Here is a 25,180-nt window from a genome sequence, read left to right on the forward strand (position 1 = left end):
TCGCCAAATTGGCAAAATATTTACTGATTCTTATTTTTTCGTGATCAAATCCAAATCTACCGGAATAAACTTCTCTACTTGTTCGCCTTTCAACACTTTCAACGCTGTTTTCACCGCTGTGTCTCCGATGGATGCCGGTTTCTGAGCAACGGTTGCTGCCAATTTCCCGTCATTTACGGCTTTCACTGCGTCATCTGTAGCATCGAAACCAACGACCAAAATATTTTTACCCGAGGCTTGAATAGCTTGAAGTGCACCTAATGCCATTTCATCATTATGGGCAAATATAGCTTGAACATCTTTATTTCCCTGCAAAATATTTTCCGTAACGGAAAGGCCTTTTGCACGGTCGAAATCAGCAGGTTGGGAAGCAATTACTTTTACGCCGGCTTTTCCATCCACAGCATCATGGAAACCTTTCCCCCGGTCACGCGCTGCGGAAGTTCCTGCAATTCCTTGAAGTTCCACAAGATTACCTTTATCGCCAAGCGCTTTCAAAATAAAGTCGCCTGCCATTTTGCCGCCTTTCACATTGTCAGATGCAATGTGTGTAACAACTTGTCCGCCATTTGCTGCGCGATCCACTGTAATGACAGGAATATTGGCTTTATTTGCAGCTTGTACGGCAGTTACGATAGCATCGCTATCCGTCGGATTTATCAGAATGATATTTACTTTTTTCTGGATTAAATCTTCAATACCGCTGATTTGTTTCGCTGTATCGTTTTGCGCATCTACTACAACTAAATTCGCGCCGGCTTCTTTTGCCGCTTTATCCGCACCATCCTTCAAAGTAACGAAAAACGGATTATTCAGTGTGGAAACGGAAAGCCCGATTGTCATTTTACCGGCAGCCGCCTTGCTGTCCGTTGTAGCAGACGGTTTCGTGGAAGCTCCTTCCTCAAGCTTGGATTGCGTCGAACAGCCGGCCAGAACCAGGAACACCGCTACTACGGCAGACAAAATGAGATTCATTTTTTTCATTGTAAACTCCCCTTTAATGAATTTTATTTACGAGACTTTGATCGGTCTAACAGGACTGCGATTAAGATTACGATACCTTTGACAACCTGTTGATAAAAAGACGATACATTCAGTAGGTTAAGACCGTTATCCAACACGCCTATGATCATGGCGCCAATTAATGTACCGACAATCCAACCTTTTCCCCCTGATAAGCTAGTTCCGCCAAGGACGACGGCTGCAATCGCATCCAGTTCAAACGCTCCTCCTGCTGTCGGTTGCGCGGAGTTCAATCTGGAAGTTAGAATGATACCGCTAATTGCAGCTAATAAACCGCTTATCGAGTACACCATAATTTTTACTCTCGATGTGCTGATTCCTGAAAGCCAAGTCGCCTCCTCGTTGCTGCCGAGCGCATAAACACGCCGGCCAAAAGTTGTATGCTTTAAGATGATATATAATACTGCAAATGCAATGACCATCCAAATAATCGGCATTGGAATTTGCAGAAAATATCCCTTTCCTAATATGGCAAAATCCTCTTTGAAGCCCGTGATTGGCTTTCCCTGCGTATAAACTAAGGTGAGTCCGCGGAATACTGTCATTGTTGCCAAAGTCGCGATAAAGGGAGCTACCTTACCTTTCGTGATCACAATACCGTTGACCGCCCCCATGACCATTCCTCCAATGAGACCGATCCCTACAGCCAGCCACGTATTCATACCGCTTGCCATTAAGCCTGCCGTAAAAGTGCTTGATAAAGCCAGTACGGATCCTACAGAAAGGTCGATGCCTCCCGTTAAAATAACGAAGGTCATACCGAAGGCGATAAGAGCATTAATCGAAATTTGACGTAGAACGTTAAAAATATTACCGACGGTTAAAAAGTCACCGCTAACTACCGACAAAATTACAACTATCAGAAACAATCCCAATAAAGGTCCCAGACTCTGAAACTTACCGATTTGGGGTTTGTTTAAAATTTTACCATCAACCTGCATGCCGGTTCCCTCCCCCTGTTGCACTTAACATAATGTTTTCCTGATTTGCTTCTTCTTGCTTAAATTCACCGCTTATTTTACCCTCGTGCATGACGAGTATGCGGTCACTCATTCCCAACACTTCGGGAAGCTCGGACGAAATCATTAGAATAGCTACGCCTTGCGAAGCAAGCTCATTCATAAGATCATAGATTTCTTTCTTCGCCCCGATATCGACTCCGCGCGTTGGCTCATCCAAGATTAGTACTTGCGGATTCGTCGCCAACCACTTTCCGATAACCACCTTTTGCTGATTGCCTCCGCTAAGAGAGCCGACCTTCTGCTCACTGTTCGGCGTTTTGATCAGCAGCTTTTTAATCATGGATTCGGACAGCTCCCTCTCCTTTGAACGGTTCATGAAACCGAATGAGGACAATAGCTTCAAGTTCGGAAGGGCCAGGTTGTCGTTAACAGAATGAGCAAGGAGCAGACCTTCATCTTTACGGTCTTCCGTAACTAAGCCAATACCTGCTTGAATAGCATCAATCGGTTTTCGAATCGAGACCGGTTGACTGTTAATGGATATCGTCCCCCGATCAATCGGGGTTATTCCAAATAGTGCTTTCGCCAGTTCGGTTCTTCCGGCACCCATTAGGCCGGCAATCCCTACAATCTCCCCTGCTCTTACTGAAAAGGAAATATCATGAAGCTTCCCTTTTTGTGTCAACCCATTGACCGTCAGTTTCTCTTCTCCAAGGGCGACTTTCACTTTAGGAAAACGATCTTTAATTTCCCTGCCTACCATCATTTTAACGAGCTTGTCCATCGTCGTATTTGCAATGTATTCGGTTCCAATATAATGTCCATCCCGCATGACCGTAACCTGATCGCAAATCCTGAATATTTCTTCCATCCGGTGGGAAATATAAATCATTCCAACACCCTTCTCTTTCAATGAAGCGATGACCTCGAATAACGCTTCGATTTCACGGTCCGTGAGTGCAGCCGTCGGCTCATCCAAAACAAGAATTTCGGCATTCATTGATAAAGCTTTCGCAATTTCCACCATTTGCTGCTGGCCTACAGAAAGCTCGTTGACAATAGTACCCGGATCTATATTCAAGCCCAATTGGGATAAATAGCGATTGGACTCCTGCCGCATCTTTTTCCAGTTAATTAGCCTTGACTTTCCGTAAGTGAATTCACGACCGAGAAAAATGTTTTCCATAACCGTTAAGTGCGGAATCATATTCAGCTCTTGATGAATAATAACAATGCCTAAATTTTGTGCCATAGAAGGTGTATTTATGTCGTAGACAGTTCCACTAACGGAAACGGTTCCACTATCTTTTGTATAAATCCCGCCCAATATTTTCATCAGCGTAGATTTGCCGGCGCCGTTTTCCCCCATCAACGCATGAACTTCTCCGCGATTCAGGGAGAATTCAACTTGTTCCAGCACCTTAACTCCAGGGAAGCTTTTACTGATTCCCTTCATTTCCAACAGCTTGGACGTCATTCCAATTCCTCCTTTCAGAAGATAACTCCAGCCTGAAGAATGACATTGGCATATGGAGTAAACTCGCCTGTTCTTATAATTGCTTTAGCTTGATGTGTCATTGCCTTCAGTTCTTCATGACTGACCTCGCAGACATGTATCCCATTCAACGATGGTTCCATTTGCTTCTTTAGCTTGGGACTTACCTGTTCCATTTCACGGGCCACGAAAGCCTGCTCAACTTGCATTTCCAAAAGCACGGTTTCCAAACAATCCATAAAAGAAGGAATGCCTTGTTTCAAGGCCAGATCGATTCGTTTTACATGGGCAGGAATAGGCAGCCCGCTATCACAAATGACAATGGTATCGGTATGCCCAAGTTCACTGATCACCTTAGAAATTTCGCTATTTAAAATTCCAATCTTTTTCATGTTGATTCTCCCTTGGAATTTTTCGAAAATAGCTCCACTTCCTCTATGCTTGGCATTCCGGCTTGAGCCCCAAACTTCGTAACGGCCAGCGCAGATACCTTCGCCGCAAATGACACGGATTGTTCCAAGTTATTTTGCCCGGCAAGTGAAAAAGCTAGACCTGCATTAAACGAATCCCCTGCCCCTGTCGTGTCGACAACAGGCACCTTATAACCGGGTACTTTGTGCAGCTCACCTTTTTCTAAAAAGGCAGATCCGTCACCACCCAGAGTCGTAATGACGTTGCTTGCCCCTTTTTGCATCAAGCTTGTCATTGCTGTTTCCAACTCATCGCCATCTGCATGAATCCCTGTAAGCAAGCACAATTCAGATCGGTTTGGAGTGATGTAATCTACATTACTTAACAGTTCATCTGGCAACAACTGAGCGGGTGCCGGATTTAAGACCACCGTCTTTCCAAATAACTTTGCCTTTTTCGCAGCATGAACAACCGTTTCTAAAGGAATCTCCAACTGAAGCAGAACAATATCCGCATCCTGGATAATGTCGTCATGCTGATCGATATCGCCTGGCAGCAATTGATGATTGGCGCCCGGGACAACGACGATGCTATTGTCTCCATTTGAAAGATAGATGGAAGCTATTCCGGATGCTGTGCCATCCACGATCTTAACTGAGTTTCTGCTAATCTTATTATTATCTAAAGCTTGTAGAAGCTCTTGACCGAAACTGTCATTTCCGACAGCTCCGATCATCGTCGTTCTTGCTCCCAGCCTTGCGGCCGCAACCGCTTGATTGGCACCTTTGCCGCCCGGTATGAATTTGGCGTTTGAGCCAAGAATCGTTTCTCCCGGTTGCGGGTATCTGTCCGCTTCAATAACGATATCCATATTCAAACTGCCAATTACAACTATATGAGGCGCCTTCATGTTATCTGCTCCTTTTCGTTGAATCTCTTGGGATTACTCTGACATCCAGCTCATAAATTTTGTCCTCTTCTATGGTGCCTTCGATCTTCTTAATTAAAATCCTCGAAACTAAAGCCCCCATATCATAGATGGGCTGTGCGATTGTAGTTAATTCAGGCTCAGTAATCTCGGTCATGTTAATACCGTCGAATCCGCAAACAGCCACTTGTTCAGGTACTTTAAGGCCCATTCTATGCAGAGCTTTCAAAGCTCCGACAGCCATTAAATCATTTCCGGCAAAAATAGCGTCAACATCAGGATGCCGCTTCATTAGCAGTTCCGTCGCTTGGATTCCACCGTGAATCCCAAAATCCCCTTGAACCATTAAGCTTGGGCTGAACCAATCAAACGTACGTACGGATTCTTCATATCCGATTAATCTCTCCTTTGCAGGGATCAGATCCTGGGGACCATAAATGTGCCCGATTTTCTTGCAGCCTGCCTCAAGAAGATGCTTTACAGCTTGTCGGCCACCCTCACGATTGTTCGAACGAACAACGCTGCAGGTTGTATTGGTCGGTGCCCTGTCCAGACAAACAAAGGGAATGTTAGAGGACATCATTTTATCTACATCTTCAAGTCCCAGCGTATTGGAGGCAAAAATAATCCCATCGATATTTTTACTCTTCAACGCATCTATATATTTCTTTTCTTTTCCGACCTGACTGTCCGAATTGCAAAATATGACGGTGAATCCGTATGTAGTGGCAACATCTTCAACCGCCCGTGCCAGTTCCGGAAAGAATGGATTTGAAATGTCGGGTAAAATTAAAGCAATTGTTTTCGTGCTTTTTCCAGCGAGTCCCCTTGCAACAACACTGGGTATATAATTCAGTTTTTCAATCGCATGTTTTAGCTTCAATTCCGTATCAGCGTTTACATAACCGCTTTTATTTAAGTAACGAGATACTGTTGCAACAGAGACTCCGGCTAATTTGGCCACATCGCGAATAGTTGCCATCCTGGGTTCACTTCCAAGCTCATATTTATGGTATCGTTACCGCAACTTTAATAAAATCCAATATTTATTGGCATTTCAATATGTGGTACCGTTTACACACATAATATATCACAGCTTTTTTTCAATTGCAATATGAATGTTTACAATACAGAATTAAATTGAAGGCGGATATAGCTTGTTCAACGACAAAAAAACTGCGCAATCAAAAGATGCGCAATTTTCAAAAATCATATATCATCATGAATTATTTTTTGAATTCGTAACACACACTTTAATTTGCGCTGTTATTCCTTCACCTCTGCTCAAGGCAACTTCTAAAGGCAAGGCTTCCTCTTTATTAGGATTACTATGGCCGACATGCTCCTTCCAGGCGGAACTTAACATCCTGTGTCGTTGTAAAACAAACTGAAATAATTGCGATTTTTCCGGTTGATCTACAAAATCAGGAATTTGTTTTACAGATGTATGAAACAAACTGCTTAATAACGTTGTAGCTATTATCCAATGACCGCCTGAGTTAGGATGGATACCATCACCTGAACGATAACTAGGGTTAATCTTTCGTTCAAGTTCTCTCATCTGAAGAAGCGGATCGTAAATATTCACAACTTGATCGGCAATTATATCAAGAGTAAGTATCCAATTCGCATAGTAGCGAAGCACGCCGTTGTAATTTTCGTATGGAGTTATATAGCTGTATCCTTCTTGGTTATCGGGAGATAGAACGCAATCGCTTATAGACTCTGGATCAAATGGTGGAGGGGTCATGACAAAGGCTTTTGCTCCGTATTGATGGATGGTGCGGATTGCTGCAAGAATACCATTTTGATAAGCTTGAAACCTTTCTTGGGAAAATGGGGAATAGATGCCATCATTCATTCCATATCCCATAACAACCCAATCCGGCTTGCTTTCTTGCAGTGCCCTTGCCAGTCGATCAAGGATACAAGGACGCGGAAACGGATGATCCGGCTCTGTTAATCCAGAGGCAGTTTCGCTGCTAACACCCAGATTTATTAAGGTAAAATGAACATTGGAAGCATACAGATGGAAATATGCGTCCAAAAAAGCGATAAACGTACCTTCATTTGTAATGCTGTCGCCAAGAAAAACGATTCTTTTTTCATCGGAGACCTGCGATTCCTTACCTGCTATTACGATCATTCTTCTGCTCCCAATTGTCAATTCAGTTACCCGTGTTAGTAAAATGATCATTTGTCCTTTTTTGAGAACTTTGCAAATGACGGATCATGGCTGCGGAGGCGCCTTTTGGATCACGCTTCATTAAATTCTCCAAGATTGAATGATGTTCCGACCATTCCACGTTCGTGAAATCTACATCCAGATTTAATTGAATAAAGCTTACATATCTTTGAATTTGTTCAATATATCCAATAACTAAATTCCTCAAATTTGTATTTTCACAATATTCAAGGATAGTACCGTGTATGGAACTATTCATTTCCGTTATTCTCTCTAATCCGTTAACTGAGTATGAGGAATCATTGATTTTAAGAGCATTCATTGTTTCCAGCAGCCCCCTGAGTTTGTCATCGGGAATGAGTAGCGTTGCCTTTTCTACTGCCAGAGGTTCAAGCTGCAATCTGATTTCAAATAATTCGTTCAAGTCTTTAATACTCATTAGATTAACAAACATACCTTTAAATGGAATAACATGCAAATACCCTTCCGATTGCAATCTGGAGAGCGCTTCGCGAACAGGAATGTTGCTTACCTCCAGAGAGCGTGCCAATTGGTCAATGTTTATTTTTTCTCCGGATTTTAATTTATGAGACAGTATGCCTTCTTTAACAATCCGATAAATTTCATCCGTTAAATTAACTCGATTAATTTTGCTTCTCATCGAACCCTCACCCATCATTTTTCCCATAAATATATCATGTATGATTGAAGGTTTTCAATTTGATGAGAAGCGTGAGCCCTCCTTTAACCTAGTGAATTCACATCGATATCAGCATCATCGTCATCCGAATTTTCAGCCTGCTGATTGGATTTCTTTTGCGTCATAAAACGAATCTCAGCCCCGTAGCTCGTACCTGCCGAGTTAGTCGCATACGCTCTAGCGTAATAAACTGTATTAGGCTTTAATTTTGTCAGCTTTGCACTGAACATGCCTAATCCGGAACCGGCGGATACTTGTAATGATTCCTTATCGTCAATTGCCGGAGAAGGCACTGTTGAGTACACAATTCCCCGTGATGTGACGGCGGCGCCCCCATCTGCTGCAACCTTGCCTTTAATTGCGGCTTTTGTGCGCTTTACCTTATAATCGGCGGTGCTCACTGTGGCTGTTATCGGACCTGGTACAACGGCGAAGCTCAATTTATCTAAAAGCATATAGATTCCTGATTTTTTCACAGCTTTAATCGTGTGCCAACCATTCGCAAGTCCCGAAACGCTGTATACTTTTTGTTGGACTAAGCGGGAAGCGTTGTAAGCACTCACTGTTTGCCGGAATCCCCCATCTATGTAAATATCGATGCTGCCTTGCGAGGTATCCATTTCTGTAATTACATCAATTCCGGTTCCCTTAAAAGTGTAGGCAAAGGAATCGCCGTTGGTTTCGGTTACATGCACGTCATTCTGATAATCTCCGCTGAAAATGAAAGTCAGGTTAGCAATGCCGACAGGCTGCGCTGCAAGGTATTCCTTCTTGATCGTTACTTTATTGCCTGATAACGTATAGTCGATACTTGGTACAAGCGTTTTTCTGCCGTTGTCGATTCGCTCTAATGCGTATTCTCCCAATGACAACGTGATGCTAATATCCGCTTGCGCGTCCGGTTTTTTATCAAAACTTCCCGCAGTCGGAGTGATCAGATCCCCCGCAACAATGTTTAATTTATCCAGCAGCATAAAAGTTCCGGATTTCTTCACTACTTTAAGAGTATGGGAGCCGTTCGGCAGTCCATATATGCTGTATACGGTTTGTTGAGCTAACCGGCTGGCGTTATAAGTGCTGACCGTTTGTTGGAATGCACCATCTATATAAATATCGATATCCCCTTGCGAAGAATCCTTCTCAGTGACGACTTCAATCCCCGTTCCTTTAAAGGTATAGGCGAAATAATCATTGTTCGTCTCGGTGAAGTGAACATCGTTCTGGTAATCGCCAAGCCCTCTATTCGTGCTATACCCCCATGAGCCCGTATATTGAATCGCAGCATTGTTATCGTTAATGGAAGCCGCGGCGCCTTGGGATGCGGGAGCGAGTTGAGCCGCGAACGCCAACGGTATCGACGGTATCGGCTGCGCAGGCAAATAGATGTTTCCGGTAACCGTAATCCCCGTATCGTTGTCATTTACAATAACTGGCGCAGTTCCCGTTGATGGACCACTCAGATCTGGGATTAAAACTCTCAATTTATCCAGCAGCATATATGATCCCGACTTTTTTACGGCTTTAATCGTATGAGGACCGTTCGCTAATCCGGAAATCCCATATACGGGCTGCTGAACTAATCTGCTGGTGTAATAGGTGCTTATCGTTTGTTTAAAGGCGTTATCCACAAAAATGTCCATGTCGCCTTGGGAGGCGTCCATTTCTGTAATCAATTCAATACCCGTCCCGTTAAACGCATATTCAAAGTACTCATCATTCCGTTCGGTGAATTGCACGTCATTTAAATAATCGCCAAGCCCCCGATTCGTGCTTCGCTGCCAAGCGCTTGAATAGGAAATGCCAGGATCGTCATTATTTAGTGTAATGGAGGCCCCTTGGGAGGTATCGCTAACAACAATGGCGAGCGTCTGGGCATGACCGGCGCTGAAGTTGAAAATCAGGTTGTTCGTTCCGGTCGGCAGCTTGAACAAATATTCTTTTTTGATTGTCACTGTGCTGCCTGAAACGAAATATTCGGTCCCAGCTACCAAAGGATTCCCCCCGCCTACGATACCGATCAGTTGATTGCCCTGCAGGTTCAATGTCGTTGTGACATCCGCCTGCAAAGTTGCCTGCTTATCGAAATTTCTCGTCGATGGAAGGATGGTGCTGTTCAAAGGTGAGGAATCACTTACTGCGATGGCGAGAATCGGCCTGGCTCCTGCACTGAAATTGAAAGTAAGCTGGGTAGTTCCCAGCGGTTGGGAAGCCAGGTATTCTTTCTTAATGATTACCTGATTGCCGGATACCGTGTAATCCGTGCCAGGCGCCAATTCGGTTTCATTGTTCACAATGCCGCTCAATGTATTCCCGTTCAACGTCATCGTTGTTATCACATCAGCCTGTAAATCCTGCTTCTTGTCAAAGCTTGCCGCAGCGGGGCTAATCGCACTGTTCTGTGCCAAGGAATCGGTTACTGCGATTGCCAGCGTTTGCGCAACACCAAGCCCCCGATTCGGGTCCCGCTGCCAATTGCCCATATACGAAATGCCGGTATCGTCATCATTGATTGAGGATACGCCTCCTTGAGACACCACTTTCAACAACCGCGAAGCATGGGGCGCCAAATTCGTCGCGCTGTAACCTGTGTTATAAACGCCAAGATCGGAATGGCTCCATAAATCTCTTACGGACGCCGCACCGCTTAACCCGATATCGCTCCAATTCACAGTGACCGCCGCGTTAGCGCTGCCAAGATTAAACAGCCCGACTGTGTAGCTTCCGTCGCCGTTATTGGCATACCAAACCTGCTGTTCGGTTGATGTAGATACCGGATGTGCAGGATGACCGGCCTGATTGACAGCGATAACTTCATCGTTCGTCAGCAGTTGAATACCGTAACTATCCAAATTCGTCAGATCATTGCCTGTATACAATTGAGCTGAAGATATTGCCCAAAGGTTCATGGCCGTCTGGCGCTCGTCCGGCGTGATGCCGTCCATCGCACCGTTACCGATGTCCAGGGAGTCGAAGTCGTTCCAACCGCCAGGCCCGGCGTAACGCCACCATTGCTCGGCTTTCGGAAATAGACGTGCGATATTCCCCCAACTGGTTAAACCTGCTTTCCCGCAGTAGCATTCAACATCCCATTCGACGCGCCAACCGTTCGCATACTTCTTCCAGGTGTCCGCGTAGTTAATGTCCAGCGCCCACGACAGCTCGAACCAGATATGATGAGGCTTAAGCGCCTGGGACCAGGCTCTGACATCATCGCGCGCATCAATGGACGTATCGTTATGTCCGGAGCCCGGTGTTACGCTATCAAACTTCACGAAATCGACGCCCCAGGAGGCAATCTGATCGGCAATTGAGTTGATATAGCTCTGCGCGCACGGCTTCGAGAAATCAATCTTATAGCCCAAATTCCAATAATCTGCTGTCGTTAAGGGCAAAACGACAATATCCTGCGCATGGCAAGCGGTTCCATAAATCGGCAAGTTGGCGTTGTAAACTGCGGGAGACAACCCCGGAATAAAATAAAGACCAAATTTTTGCCCATTGTTGTGCACATGATCAATGACCTCGCCAATACCGTTCGGATAGAGCGCGGTGCTCGGTTGCGGCCGTCCATATGCATCCGTGCTGCCGCTCCAGCCCGCATCTACATTGATATAATTATAGCCATGGGGTTGCAGTGTCCTATGCATAGCGTCGGATTGAGCCATAATTTGTGCGGCTGTTATCCAATTCGGGCTGTTCTGATATACCTGCATGCTGTAGCTGCTCCAGCCCATGTACGGTTTTTGAGCTAATCCGTTATCGGCCGCGTTCACCATAGTCGTATTTGGAATCAAGAGGGCAAGCAGCGCCAGCAAGAATCCAAAAACCAAATGCCGGCTTTTCGTTTTATTCCATCGTTCAGCCACATCATTCATCCCCTTTTTCACAATAAATTCACCGTAAAAAAGTCAGATGCTTTATTTCCGGATAAAACACCTGACCTGACATTAACCATCGCTATTTTTTAAAAGAGGCGGCATCATACGCTTTCTGCAAAATTTCGAGATACCTGCCGAGTTTCAAATTCTCCAACCCTTTTACATAAGCGTTCCAATCTTTATTCAGATCTTTGTTTCCGGTAATAAATTGAAGGGCGCTTTGCTCAATGTAGTTCTTAAGATTGGTTTGTAAAATACTGGCCTCATCGGTGAGTGCAGGATCAATCCAAATCGCCCACATCGGGAAAAGTTCCTTCGGCTCATGACCTTGATATAAGAGCGTCGCATCGTACAGTCTGCGTTCGTAGTTAGCCGAGTCGTAAATATCTGTCCCTTGCACGAAGCTGTCTCTGTATTCCTTAGGCTGGTAGAAATGGCCCATCCCGCTCCATCCTGCATTGCGGGGAGGCTGGCCGTCAACGGCAGGAATCGTCGCAATTTGAGGCTTAACGCCTTTGCCGAGCGCTACCTCGCCTTCCTTCGGTCTTCTCCAGTCGATGCCTTCCATCCCCGATGCCGCATTCGTTTGGCCTTCCATGGTAAACATGTAATCCACCATTTTGATCAATGCGATTTGCGCTTCTTTGCTCGCTTTGTTCGTAATGACGAATTTGGCGCCCGGAGTCAGACCCCCTCCGTCATTTGTTGCCAATGAACCATGAGGACCTGTAAGCGGAGGAACAGGATTATAATCGGCGGAATTTTTATTTCCTTTATCAATGTTCACGAATATGGCAGGATGCATGCCGGCGCCCGCACCTAAAATTTGTCCGTTTGCGTTCTCGCCGATTTTCTTGAAGGCTTCGGCATTTTGCGTGAACGCCCCGGGATCGATCAATCCCTCATCATATAAGGATTTAATATAAGTAAGTCCTTCCTTCCACTCCGGCTTATTGGCCGCAGTATCTACTTTCCCGTTAACGAGGTTCAAATAATTACGGTCATCGTCGTAGATGAACCCGTTCATCAGGAATGGAATGACGCGCACGCCGAAATCTTCGATCGAGCCGCTAAGCGGAACTTCATCGGCTTTGCCATTGCCATTCGGATCGTTTTTCTTGAAAGCTTCAAGCACTTTCTTGAAATCCTCGGTCGTTTTTGGCATCTCAAGGTTTAATTTTTTCAGCCAGCTCGTATTGATCCACATCTTGTTCGGATATGAGCAATGGAAGCACTGTGTGTAAGCGCCAAGTCCATAAATTTTACCATCCGGGGCGGTGATAAAGCTTTTGAACGTGGAATCCTTTTCCATCGCCGCTTTAATATTGGGCGCATATTGATTAATCAGATCATTCAACGGAAGCAGGACACCTTGATTGCCAAATTTCAGAAGATCAGCTTGCGAGAATTGATCGATATAGGCAGTTAACATATACGCTTCCGGATAGTCGCCGCTTGCAAGCGAAATTTGCCGCTTTTCTTTGGCTCCGTCATAAGGGATAATCTCAAACTTGAACTTTGCGTTGAATTTGCTTTCCAAATGTTTCGTAAAAAGGTTCGTATTCAGATCAATGTCATTAGCCTGCTGGGCAAAAACGCTGATCTCTACGGGCTTGCCGGCTTGTGCCGCACTGGACGATGCCGGTTCTGCGGAAGGTTCCGACGATGCCGGTGTTTGATCGTTTTTCGAACAGGCGGCAGCAAATAGACTTGCCATTAAGACGAAAACCAATGCGATGAATGATCTTCTTTTCATGTAAAACCGCTCCCTTTTTAATTGGTCTGCCAGGCAAAAGAATGTCATTTGTCATTATCCTATAGAGATCACCCCTTTCAATTCTTCGAGGCGAGCATCGTTCCCTCTTCCCGCTACCCTTTTACGGAACCAACCAGCATCCCTTGTACGAAGTAGCGCTGTACAAACGGATAAATAATGAGTACGGGGAGCGTTGCCACGACGATCAAGGCATATTTCAAAAGCTCCGCCAACTGCTGTCTTTCCACCAGCTTTAACGCATCCGTCACATTCGAGCTATTGTTGAGAATGATAATGCTGCGTAAAACAAGCTGAAGCGGAAACAGGTTAGCGGTTTTCAAATAAATGAGTGCATCGAAATAAGCATTCCATTGACCTACCGCATACATCAACACAAGAACGGCAAGAATCGGTTTGGATAACGGGATCACCACACTCCACATAAACCTCATATCGCTGCATCCGTCCATTTCGCTTGCATCGATCAACTCGGCCGGGATCGAGGCTTGAAAGAAAGTCCTTGTAATGATCACCTGCCATACCCATATCGCGTTAGGGAGTAATAAAGCCCATCTCGTGTCGATAAGTCCCATTTGCTTTACAACCAGGTAGGTAGGAATCAGGCCGCCGCTAAACAGCATCGTGAACGTAATCATCATCATCAGTACATTCCGGCCGAAAAAAGTGTTACGCGATAGCGGATAAGCAATCATCACCGTAAGAGCTACGCTGACAGTCGTGCCGACAGCCGTATAAAACAGCGAATTGGCATAGCCGGTCACGATTTTGGGATTATCCATCAAACTTGCATATCCCTTGAAAGAAAATTCTACAGGCCATAACCAGACCCGGCCGGATGTGACCGCCGAGGGACTGCTGAACGAACTGCTTAGAATATAAATGAGCGGATAAAGGATTACGATTAATACAAGACTTAATATTGTATAAATGCCGATCATAAATAGCTTGTCTCCAACCGAATCCTTAATCGTAGATCTCATCGCGTTCAATCTGGCTCCCCCCTCTATTTCACCAAATACTTGTGTTGGATAATCGCTTCGCCATCATGTTTACCACAAGGAGAAGAATCAAATTAATAACGGAATTAAACAAACCCACCGCCGTTGCAAAGCTATAGTTAGCGTTCAATAATCCGATTTGATAGACATACGTAGCAATAATTTCAGAATTTATTTTGTTAAGCGAATTTTGCAGCAAATAGATCTTTTCGAACCCGATGGACATTACGCTGCCCGCATTTAAAATAAAAACAATCGTGATCGTCGGCATGATGCCGGGCAAATCGATATGACGGATTTTCTGAAAGCGCGATGCGCCGTCTACCTTCGCCGCCTCATAAAGCGCTGGATCTACTCCGGCGAGCGCAGCCAAAAAGATGACCGCCGAATAACCGGCGGTTTGCCAAATATCGGACCCAACATAAATCGAGCGAAACATTCCGGGTTCTCCAAGAAAATTGATGGAAGGCAGACCCATGTGATGCATAGCGACATTTACGAATCCCAGCCTGGGGGCCAGAAAAAGCATAATGACGGATACCATGACGACAGTGGAAATAAAATAGGGAGCAAATGATACCAACTGGACCAGCCGCTTAAACTTTCCGCTGCGTATTTCATTTAGAGCTAAAGCTAACAAAATAGGGATTGGAAACCCGGCAATTAATAAATATCCGCTTATTAAAATCGTGTTTTTCATCAACGTCCAAAATATCGGGTTATCAAAAAACAACTTAAAATGTTTGAATCCCACCCAAGGGCTTCCCCATATTCCTTTGGTAACGTTGTAATCCTTAAACGCCAGGACGGCATTCAACATCGGATAGTATTTAAAAACAAGGAAAAATAATACCGGCGGTACCACAATGACATAAAGCTGCCAATGTTTTTTAAAACTCTTTGCTGCCGAGAAAAAGAAGCCTCCTCTTTCTTTTGGCACTGCCGGTCTGCTTTCAATGACAATGCTTTCTTCCAAACCGCTCCCCCCTAGTGCCTCCCGTATTTTTTTGATAGCGCTTACCATACAACTGATTATAGGGGGGGACAACGTCCACCGTATAGGTACAATTGCGTCGTTTTGCGAACAAATAACCCGATTTCCCAGGACATTTTCTCCCTTTGAACCTCCAATTATCGCCGTCCAGCCGTTCCAGACAAAAAAATCCTAACCGCATGAGCGATTAGGATTTTCATTGTTCTGCGGATTGTCTGAACGAGCTGGGCGATACTCCCATAACCCGTTTGAACGCCCTGCGAAACGTGTGTGAACTATTATAGCCGACATGCGATGCTATTTCATCAACACTATACATGTTTCTCTTTAATAAGTCAGAGGCGTGGTCCATTCTCACTTTTTCCAAATGATCGGATAAATTCGTCCCCGTCACCTCTTTAAACAATTGGGAGATGTATTTTTCAGGACGCTCCACTTTCTCGGCAATTCGATATAAATTCAAATCCGGGTCTTTATACATTTCTGCGATATAATCGTTAATCTGCTTTACCGTTTTAATATGAGCATCGTTCTTTTTACTCGTGATGAGACTGCACAGGGTTACGATAATTTCACTGATTTCGCGCGAAATAAGTTCAATTGCTTCCTGCGGCTGGATACTTAAGATCCGATTTTTGACTTTCTCAAACATATTGGTTTCCATAAGCGCCTTGTGATCGAGCAATTTGAGCAGTGTGCCTTTCAATTCTCCGATAAACTGAAGCTTCATCACCATGGAAAGCTCCCGGCTTTGCGTATTCTGCTCGATAACGGACTGAACGATTCGTTCGGCTTCACCCACATCTCCAGCCTTGATTGTACTCATCAATCGCAGTTCCACATCCATCGGGTAATAGTACGTGAGACTATCGACACGCGTATCGCTAAACCAAACGATTCCTTTTCTATTCATATATGCGGCGTGTTCCAAAGCCTGCCTCGATTGTTCATAAGAACGGCTAATCTCCATAACGGAAGCAAAGGAATCGCTTAATGCCGCAGTAAGGGAGATCCGATACTCATTAAAGGCAACATCGGTTAGCGCAGCAACCAATTGCGCGACATCTTCCTTGCCGGCTTCCTCGCTTTCGTCTTTCGGCGTGATGATGACGACTATACGATCTGATCCCAAATCGGTCATATGTATATGCAAGTAACCGCTAATATCGAGCAAAATTTGTTTCAAGACGAGTCTGGCGGCATTCAGCTCATTGAGAATTTCAACGCTGTCCAAGCCTGAGTATCCGTTGATCTGCAAGATTCCGGTATATCCGGCATTCATGTGAAGCCCCGTATTCGCCTGAGAGGCGGCGGAAATAATCGCTTCCCTGGATTGAAATTCTCCTGCAATCAGCCTTTTAAGAAAAGCATCCTGGATCAAGGGAAGCTGACGATTCAACTCGGATTCCAGACGCTTGTTGTTGGTTATGATATTGCGCATGTTCCCTTGCAGAAAATCATATTCATTCCGCCCCACCGTTGCGTCCTTGCCAAACTGCTCTTTCATCACGCTCAGCAGCCTATTGATCGGCGCCGCATTACGATAAGATTGTAAAAAACCGATGAGAAGTCCGATAATTAGGGCAACACCGGTCACGGACCAAGTAATGTATTTGATTTTATTCGCATTTTCCATTAAAGCGTATCTTGGAATTCCCGTACTGTATACCCAGCCTGTTAATTGAGAGCGGATCGTAATCACCAGGTCATCTTTATAAAATTGACTGATCTTCGCCTTATCGAAGCGGCTATCCGCCGACAATTGATCGATTTCAGACTGACTGATACCTTGCAAACTAATGGTTTGACCCCGCGCATCGCTGATATAGGTCCACCCGCCATTCGCATCCCTTTGTCCGGATAAGAGGCTGTTGATCGTTTGTTGGTCAATGATCGTGACAACCGCAGCCGGTGGGGAATCGTTAAAGCTGTCTAAGGGGAGGGACTGCATAAAGGTGATCACGGAGCTCTGTACACCATTACTGATGAAGGGACTTAACGGCATCATTTCGCTTCTGTGCGTTTTTTCCAATACCGTCCTTTTCCACTCATCTAACGACAGATTGTTGTAATGTGAGGTCTGATAATAATGTTCAGGCCGAAAATAAGCATTTCCCGGCGTGAGGATGACGTTAAAATTATTCAAATAAATGTAAAAATGTTTCAAAAAATCGTTGGTTTGGCTGTATGCCTTAATATCTCTCGTGATTTTCCATATACCATACACATTCGCTTTCTCATCCACCATTTTTTCGTTCAAAAGCACGCTTAAATCCTGATTTAAAGCAAGCTGTCTTGTAAAACTTTCCACTTCCGCAATTCTCCGCTCCAAAATTTCTTGGCTCTTTTGAAGCTGCGTCACTTTGTTCTCAATGGATATCGACTGCGTGACAGCGATAGCCGTACGGTACGACATGTAGCCGGCTATACTCGGTATGATCAAGATAATCATATAAGAGATCAGAAATCTTCGAAATAAACGCGAATATTTGGGCATGGCCATTCTCCCTTCCAAGTTGGAAGTTTCGAAACGCTCCTCTTCTGTTATAGGTCCAGCCGGTATTTATGCGCGTATTAACGCCTTGTTACATGCAGTTGCTTGTCAATGATATACACGTATCCAGGCTCAAGAACAATACTTACCGTCTGATTCCGATAATGAAGAAAAGTCTGCCGCTCCGAGAATGCTTGAAGAACGGCCTCAACCAATTCCCCATCCTCCCAGAACAAGCTTATTTCTGCGTTGCCTTTCACCCGCATGCCCGTAACCTTTCCGGTATGCCACTTCTCGGGAAGTGCCGGAAGCAAATGGATTTCACCGGCATGACTTTGCACCAGCATTTCCGCTATAGCTGCCGTCCCCCCAAAATTTCCGTCTGCGACAAATATGTTTTTCTCCGCTCCGGCAATGCCCGGTTTGGAATACGTCAGCAAGTTGTCAAAGCATAATTGACCGATCAAATGCGTTAAGTGTTTATACGCTTTGGCGCCATCCTGCAATCTGGCGAAGCTGGCTGCGAAGGAAGCCACCGTGAACTCAACATCCTCCAGTTCTTCACGCTGCATACGGTTTTCCAATGTTTGTCTGGCAGCTGCGCTCAGTTCCGGCGTTCCTCTTAAGGTGATTTGACTGCCTGGATATAAGCCGACCAAATGGGACAGATGCCGATGATCCGGCTGGGCTTCTTCATAATCTTCAAGCCATTCCTGTAATTGCCCCTGCTTGCCTATAAGCAGCGGAGGCAGTAATGCGATGGCATGTTTCAGCCTTTGCTGCCAATCGAAATCGTCCTGCAGCAGCTCAGAGGCTTCCAAGCAGAAGACGAATAAGTCCCGCACCAGCATTTGATCGATCGTAGACCCCATTGACAATTGGTGCTCGCCGTCTTCTACATAGAAGCTATTTTCCGGCGAGTTCGACGGTCCTGTTACGAGCCATCCATATTGCGGATGTATAGTCATATAGTCCAGAAAAAAGGCTGCCGCTTCTTTCAATACCGGATATGCCCGTTCCGCTAAAAACTCCCGATTCAAGTTGAACTCATAATGTTCTCGCAGTTGGAATGCAAGCCATAAGCCGCCTGTAACATTCAATCCCCAAGAGGTCTCCCATCCGGGAGCCGTAAAGCCCCATGCATTAGAAAATACATGAGCCACCCAGCCAATACATCCATAAAATTGCTGAGCTGACGTTTTGCCGGCAACCGCCAATCGCTCAATATAAGCCATTAAAGGAAGATGACATTCTGCCAAATTGCTTGTTTCCGTTGGATAGTAATTCATTTGCGTATTGATATCCAGGTGGTAATCGCAGCTCCATTGCATGCGATTGGCTTCGCCATCGTTCCATATCCCCTGCAAGTTCAAGGGCAATGGGGAGTCAGCCCGCGAGCCGGAAATCATTAAATATCGCCCATATTGATAAAATAATGCAAATAATTGCGGGTCGTCGTCTTGGCCGGTCCGTAGTATCCGTATTCTATCGTCGATTGGAAAGCTGGAAGAGCTTGAATGACCTAAGTCTATATTTACTCTGGCAAACAAGCTGCGGTAATCGGCAATGTGATTTTCTTTGAGTCTCGGATATCCTTGGGCCGCAGCTAGTTCAAGTTGGCGTTCAGATTCATGAAGCCAGTCTTCATCGCTTTTTCCATAATCCGTGTTGACCGCAAAATAGATACAGGCTTCATCTGCATTTTTTACCGCAAGTTGATCGGCATCCGCACAAATCGTTCCACCTTGAATCACCACTTTAAGCATCCCTTGACAGAGCACGCCGCATTGACCGTTACTGTGCATAGTTTCAGTCGCTTGCCCTTTAAAGGCAATCGTATCGTCTCTTTCCGGCCAGCATGTAAAACGATCTGTTTGCCCTTCCACGCCAATCGAAAAAGAAACCCCTCCCGGCTGCTCGCTCCATAATCGGGAAACCACAATGTTATCGGCGTGTGAAGCGAACATTTCCCGCTTGTGGATATGTCCGTTTGCTTTGTAGGAAGTATGTATGAGAGCGTTATCAAGATTCAATTCACGATAGAAATCATCTGCAAGATGCTCGGTACGAAGAACGATTTGACACATCGGCAAATGAGTCCCGAAATTTTGCTTTTTAGGCTGCAGCGCACGCTGGGCCAGTTCTTCTCCATGCTTGAAATCCCCTGCAAAAAAATGCTGCCGCATCTGCTCAAGATCGGCTTTGCCCTTGGAATGGCTTTCGATCCGTTCTGATTGTCCTGACCAGTAGGTGACTTCCGTCATGCTCCAGATTTCCTTATCGATCCCCCCATAAAGAACGGCCCCCAATCTACCGTTACCGATAGGGAGCCCTTGCGACCAGTCCAAAGCGGCGCTGGAATACCAAAGTTTCAAATCGTCCAAGCAGGATCCCCCTAAACTCATCATTTATCGTTTATCATGTATGATTTATTTTATCATTAAGGATTCACTGTGTAAATGCAGCCTGTTATTCAAGCGGAATGTCTTAAAAAATCCGGCCCTAAACATCAGAGCCGGATTGTGTACATGATTAAGGTTTAATTTGGTTGTAAAACTTCTCTTGTACCAGTTTCGCCGCCGCGTCCAGTTGGGCTTTGACATCGACGTCCTTTTTGGAAAATACTTCTTGAACCGCACTTGTCATCGTCGCATAGTAATCTTGCGTGTTGAACTGCGCTTCCGGTTTGCCGTCCAGCAGCTTCATAATCTCAGGGGAGTATTGATACACATTATCGTACTTGTCGTATAAAGCTTTCACCTTTTGACCGTATGCCGAGTCCGGCGTGAAGTACTCGATGACCGGAGGAACAAAATATTTATTGTCTTTTTTCCGCTGCTGAATGCTTGCTTCAATGGAAGCCAGGCCCTTATCCGAGAAATAGTCGAACGTTGCGTAACGGAATGCCGTCTCTTGCTGCTCTTTCGTTGCTTTCGGGTTGATCACCAGGAAGTCTCCGCCTAAAACTCCGGTGTGTTTCCCCCCTTTATCGGCAGCAGGCATCGGATAAACAAGAACATTCGCAGGTTCCATGCCGCCTTGATTTAGCGCCTGGTCAACCGGGCCGTCTGGACCTGCTATCACCATTGCCGTTCTGCCTTGAGCAAAGGCGCTCACTGCGTCGCCCCAACCGAGAGCCCAATCTTTCGGAATGGCTTTGGCATCCCAGGCCAGACTTTGATAGAATTTGAGAGCTTTCACACCCGCATCCGAATTGAAGGCCGCTGTGACTTTGCCGCCTTCAACCTTCTGAATATCTCCGCCGGCTTCAAATAGGAAGTTGGTCCAGTTCCAGCCCGCTTCGTTGCCTTTGCCCATCGGCGCAATGCCGGCAATGCCTTTGGCAGGATCGGCCACCGCTTTGGCGGTGTTCAGCATATCCTCCCAGGTCCAGTCGTATCCGGGAACCGCAGCCTTCTTATCGTCCAGCATCTTCTTGTTGACGACCGTTCCGGTTACATAGCCTTGTTGAGCTATTCCATACACTTTGTCTCCTATCAAAAATTGCTTTTGCAAGATCGGGTTCATCTGATTCTTGAACTCATATTTGTTGAAAAGGTCCGTAATGTCGGCCGCCCAACCTTTTTCAGCCAAAAATTTGCCTTCCGTCGCATATGTATTGAAGAGTGTCGGGGCTTCGTTGGCGCCCATTTTGATGCCAATTTCATTCGGATTGTACTGCCAATCGCTCTTGACGATCTCAACATTCGGATACTTCTGATTAAACCGTTTGATTTTGTCGTCTTCAAGTGCCCGTTTTTCCACCTGATCAGGCGTTGGATAATAGATGCTGATTGTGATCTTCTTCTTGTCCTCTGCCGGTGCGCTGCCGGCTGCAGTACTGCCGGAATCGGAGGCGGCAGGCGGGTTTTTCGATTGGTCGGCGCCTGCTCCTTGATTGGAACCGCCGCATGCGGCCAGTAAGGAGCTGAGTACAAGGAGAGACATTGACATTGCCGTCACTTTGCGTTTGCTCACAGGAATTCCCCTTTTCCAATGTGATTTTGATGCTGCACATTTATCATAATTCGGAATTTATACAAGAAAAAGGTGTATTCTTATTCGGGTCATGTGCATGTTTACGTTTCGAACTCGCCACATTTTTAGCCCTTAACCCCACCCAACTGGATCCCTCTCAAAATAAATCTTTGGAAGATAAGGAATACGACAACCGGAGGGAGCGCGACCATAAACAAGATCGCAAACTTGATGTTCAAATTCATCCTGCGGACGTTGATCACATATTTATAAATGGCCGTGGCAAGAGGATACCCGTTATCGCTGTGCATTACGATCGACGGCCAAAACCAATCATTCCATGCGGTGGAAAAAATAAAAATGGCCAATGTGGCAAAAATCGGAATCGATAACGGAACAGCGATGCGGTAAAAGCATGTGAAATCGGAGGCGCCATCCATCCTGGCCGCTTCAAACATTTCCGAATGAATGCCCCCGAAAAAGTTTTTTAACAGGAGCAGATAAAAAGCATTAGCAGCCGCGGGAAACCAAAACGCAGCAAAATGATTGATCAAGCCCAGTTCCTTCAAGTTGATAAAATTGGGAACGATGTAGGTAGTCGGCGGAATGAAGAGCGTAATCAGGAAAAAGGCGTTGATGACTTTATGGAAAGGCACTTTCAAATGGGATAAGCTAAATGAAGCCAGTCCCAACACAAGGAACGTAACGATGATATTGCCGGCAAAAATTATCAAGGTATTTCTCAAGAAAAGCAATAAATCAATATACTTCCAGCCCTGATTGAAGTTCCCCCACTGCCATTCCGAAGGGAACAAGCGCGGCGGAAACGAGTTGACCTCCGCATTGGGCTTTAGCCCGTTAAAAAATGTGATCACAATGGGATACAGCATGGAACAAACCATGGCGAGGATGATCAAGCACATAGCCAGATATACGATTCGATTCGTGCTTTTCCTTAGATCGTATACCGAAAGAATGCCGCGTTCGGAGCCTTTCATGTTCAGTCTCCCTCCTTTTTGGAAAACTTGTATTGCAGGATCGCCAAACCGCCGAGCACAACAAACATGAGCACCCCTAAAGCTGAAGCTGTCCCATAATCCTGGCTGGTGAAGGCACTTTTTACAATCAATAGGCCATATGTCAACGTCGCTTTGTTGGGACCTCCATCGAGCATGGCGTACTGGGACTGGTATCCCTGCGAGGTGGCGATAAACTGCAGAATGAATAACAGGAGAATCAAGCTTTTCAGAGAGGGCAGCGTAATGTAACGAATCCGGGCCCATACGCCCGCCCCGTCGATTTCCGCAGCTTCGTACCAATCCCGGGGAATGCCGCTTAATCCCGCCAAATAAATCAGCATAGCCGCTCCGAACTGCTGCCATGTTTCCATAAATACAAGCGAGGCCATCGACCATTTCGTATCCGTCATAAAAGAAACCGGCTCGAAACCCAGCTTGACCAGAATGGCATTGATCGGGCCAACCGGATCATACATCCATCTCCACAGTCCATACAGCACCACGATCGGGAGAACGTTAGGCAAGTAAGCGGCGACGCGGACAAATCCCTGGAATCTTTTGAGCTCCGAAGTGGCGATGGCGAACACGATGGGCACCCAAAATCCGATCACTATGCACAGAAGCATGTAGTATAAAGTATTTTTCACGGCTTGCCAGGTATCAGGATCGCGAAGCACCTTTTGGTAATTATTCAGCCCGACGAATTCGTCGCCTTTGACAAAATCGATATGGTACAGGCTGTAGACGAATCCTTTGATGATCGGCATCCACAAAAATAAGACAAACAAGACGACAGCCGGCAAAATAAACAGATAGCCCCATATATGCTTTTTCCTTATCCGCGGAATTCCGGATTTGCGCCCGGTTTCCGCATATTGAGACTGCAACGCTGCTGCTGGTTGCTTCAACGGATCTCCCTCATTCCTTTTCTAAGTGTCTTTCTTCCATTTTAGAAAAGCAGGGGAAACATGAACATGTGCAAAACTATGCGAATGATAGGTGATCTTACTTCTTCAATTCGCTCGGACTGACCCCGAAATATTTTTTGAATATTTTGCTGAAATGCTCCGGGGATTCGTATCCGACCCTTTCGGATATTTCATAACGGCGCAGATCGGTGGTCAGGATCAGTTTTTTGCTCTCCTCCATCCTTAATTTCATGACATATTCCCACAAATTGTATCCCGTTTGCTTCTTGAACAAATAGCTCAAATAATTGGGGCTAACGTGGTTCTTTTGGGCAACTTCGTGGAGCGTCAGGCCCTTCAGGGCGAAATTGTCGTCAATATACGCTTTCGCTTTATCCACGATCAGGTTGTGCTGTACGTTCCATTCTTCTTCCGTCGGGTCTTTCGAATAGCTGTTCCAGTTGAAATCCCCATAATAAAATACATAATGATCCGGATGTTCCCGGCTGTATCGGATCGCTTTCTGCGCTTGCTCGTTCAACACGCCCAAGAACTCGATCCCATTCAGGATTTGGCTTATTCCCACAACGCATGGAAGGGCCAAATACTTTTGGATGTTATAATTCAGACTTCGTCCCAGCATATCCAATTGATTGATTTTATTGATGCTTCTGTCCCTATGCTTTTCCTCATCCCACTGGAGAATGACGGAAATCTCCTGATCCGGTGAGTAAAAGGTGATATGGTTCCCCTCTTCCTCCAACAATTCTTGGGCAATATTCAACACGGCGTATTGCAATAAGTCCCTGTCTTTGGCGGAGAAGTTCCGCTCCTCCGGGTTGGACGACAGGTTTAGTTTGATTTTTAATACCGCGAAATAAGGTCCTTCCAAAGGGGTGCCGTTCAGCTTATGTGCAGCCGGGGAACCGGTCAACACTTTGGCAGGGTCGGTAAGAAGCCGATTCAACAGCTCGGTGGTATGAGGCAGCGGCTCTTCTAAACGAAATCGATGGTTTAGATTGGCGATGAATTCCTCATGCGTCGTCATCGGTTTATCCATTTTCAGCAAAACATTTCGGACCGAATCCAAAAATTGATCGCCGATCAGAGGCTTGATTAAATAATCTTTGGCGCCTAATCGAATGGCCGATTGTGCATATTGGAACGTCTCGTGCGCGGAAACAACGATCGTTTGAACCCACGGCTTAATTAATTTCGCTTGATGCATCAATTCAATACCGTTCATCTCGCCCATTTGGATATCGGTTATGAGCAGGTCGACTTCTTCCAATCTTAAATAATCCAGCGCCTCATAACCGCTATGCGCGATAAAGATGGAGTTAATGTTTAAGCCGGACGAAGCGAGGAGCTTACTAAGCCCTTTACAGATGAAAGGTTCGTCGTCTACAATCAAAATATTGTACATGCGG

At 45.6% G+C, this 25,180-nt stretch carries 18 protein-coding genes; all 18 read right to left on the minus strand.

The window, feature by feature from the left end; translation table 11 throughout:
• Positions 1–30 precede the first annotated feature (30 nt).
• Positions 31–984 carry a ribose ABC transporter substrate-binding protein RbsB gene (gene rbsB / locus AC0LWT_RS11055; protein WP_474681296.1) on the minus strand — a complete coding sequence of 318 codons (954 nt, stop codon included), beginning with the start codon at positions 982–984 and terminating at the stop codon, positions 31–33.
• Between the two features lie 23 nt (positions 985–1,007).
• Positions 1,008–1,964, minus strand: a complete 957-nt coding sequence (locus AC0LWT_RS11060; RefSeq protein WP_474681297.1) for an ABC transporter permease — start codon at positions 1,962–1,964, stop codon at positions 1,008–1,010.
• A complete protein-coding gene (locus AC0LWT_RS11065) occupies positions 1,954–3,462 on the minus strand; it encodes a sugar ABC transporter ATP-binding protein (protein ID WP_474681298.1) in 1,509 nt (502 codons plus the stop codon). Before AC0LWT_RS11065 ends, AC0LWT_RS11060 begins: the two co-directional genes overlap by 11 nt.
• Before the next feature lie 14 nt (positions 3,463–3,476).
• Positions 3,477–3,872: a D-ribose pyranase gene (rbsD, locus tag AC0LWT_RS11070; RefSeq protein WP_474681299.1), complete on the minus strand. Its 396-nt coding sequence runs from the start codon at positions 3,870–3,872 to the stop codon at positions 3,477–3,479.
• Complete coding sequence (gene rbsK / locus AC0LWT_RS11075) at positions 3,869–4,801, minus strand: ribokinase (protein WP_474681300.1); 933 nt, start codon at positions 4,799–4,801, stop codon at positions 3,869–3,871. Before rbsK ends, rbsD begins: the two co-directional genes overlap by 4 nt.
• A gap of 1 nt (position 4,802) precedes the next feature.
• Positions 4,803–5,801 (minus strand): LacI family DNA-binding transcriptional regulator, encoded by a 999-nt coding sequence (locus tag AC0LWT_RS11080; RefSeq protein ID WP_474681301.1) that lies wholly within the window; start codon positions 5,799–5,801, stop codon positions 4,803–4,805.
• Between the two features lie 237 nt (positions 5,802–6,038).
• Positions 6,039–6,965, minus strand: coding sequence for a GDSL-type esterase/lipase family protein (locus tag AC0LWT_RS11085; protein WP_474681302.1), 927 nt, complete (start codon positions 6,963–6,965; stop codon positions 6,039–6,041).
• Positions 6,966–6,987: 22 nt separating this feature from the next.
• Complete coding sequence (locus tag AC0LWT_RS11090; RefSeq protein WP_474681303.1) at positions 6,988–7,665, minus strand: GntR family transcriptional regulator; 678 nt, start codon at positions 7,663–7,665, stop codon at positions 6,988–6,990.
• Positions 7,666–7,748: 83 nt separating this feature from the next.
• Positions 7,749–11,570 (minus strand): X2-like carbohydrate binding domain-containing protein, encoded by a 3,822-nt coding sequence (locus tag AC0LWT_RS11095; protein ID WP_474681304.1) that lies wholly within the window; start codon positions 11,568–11,570, stop codon positions 7,749–7,751.
• 91 nt (positions 11,571–11,661) lie between these two features.
• Positions 11,662–13,338: an extracellular solute-binding protein gene (locus tag AC0LWT_RS11100; RefSeq protein ID WP_474681305.1), complete on the minus strand. Its 1,677-nt coding sequence runs from the start codon at positions 13,336–13,338 to the stop codon at positions 11,662–11,664.
• A gap of 113 nt (positions 13,339–13,451) precedes the next feature.
• A complete protein-coding gene (locus tag AC0LWT_RS11105) occupies positions 13,452–14,339 on the minus strand; it encodes a carbohydrate ABC transporter permease (protein ID WP_474681339.1) in 888 nt (295 codons plus the stop codon).
• Positions 14,340–14,367: 28 nt separating this feature from the next.
• A complete protein-coding gene (locus AC0LWT_RS11110; protein WP_474681340.1) occupies positions 14,368–15,222 on the minus strand; it encodes an ABC transporter permease in 855 nt (284 codons plus the stop codon).
• Positions 15,223–15,547: 325 nt separating this feature from the next.
• Positions 15,548–17,848: a helix-turn-helix domain-containing protein gene (locus AC0LWT_RS11115; protein WP_474681306.1), complete on the minus strand. Its 2,301-nt coding sequence runs from the start codon at positions 17,846–17,848 to the stop codon at positions 15,548–15,550.
• Between the two features lie 77 nt (positions 17,849–17,925).
• Entirely contained in the window at positions 17,926–20,229 is a 2,304-nt protein-coding gene (locus tag AC0LWT_RS11120) for a glycoside hydrolase family 95 protein (protein ID WP_474681307.1), read from the minus strand.
• 148 nt (positions 20,230–20,377) lie between these two features.
• The gene (locus AC0LWT_RS11125) at positions 20,378–21,799 is read right to left on the minus strand and encodes an ABC transporter substrate-binding protein (protein ID WP_474681341.1); all 1,422 of its coding nucleotides are present in this window, start codon (positions 21,797–21,799) and stop codon (positions 20,378–20,380) included.
• A gap of 149 nt (positions 21,800–21,948) precedes the next feature.
• Complete coding sequence (locus AC0LWT_RS11130; protein ID WP_474681308.1) at positions 21,949–22,821, minus strand: carbohydrate ABC transporter permease; 873 nt, start codon at positions 22,819–22,821, stop codon at positions 21,949–21,951.
• Between the two features lie 2 nt (positions 22,822–22,823).
• Entirely contained in the window at positions 22,824–23,729 is a 906-nt protein-coding gene (locus AC0LWT_RS11135) for a carbohydrate ABC transporter permease (RefSeq protein ID WP_474681342.1), read from the minus strand.
• Positions 23,730–23,847: 118 nt separating this feature from the next.
• Positions 23,848–25,176: a response regulator gene (locus AC0LWT_RS11140; protein ID WP_474681309.1), complete on the minus strand. Its 1,329-nt coding sequence runs from the start codon at positions 25,174–25,176 to the stop codon at positions 23,848–23,850.
• Positions 25,177–25,180: the final 4 nt, after the last annotated feature.

This window comes from Paenibacillus sp. sgz302164, assembly GCF_056120505.1.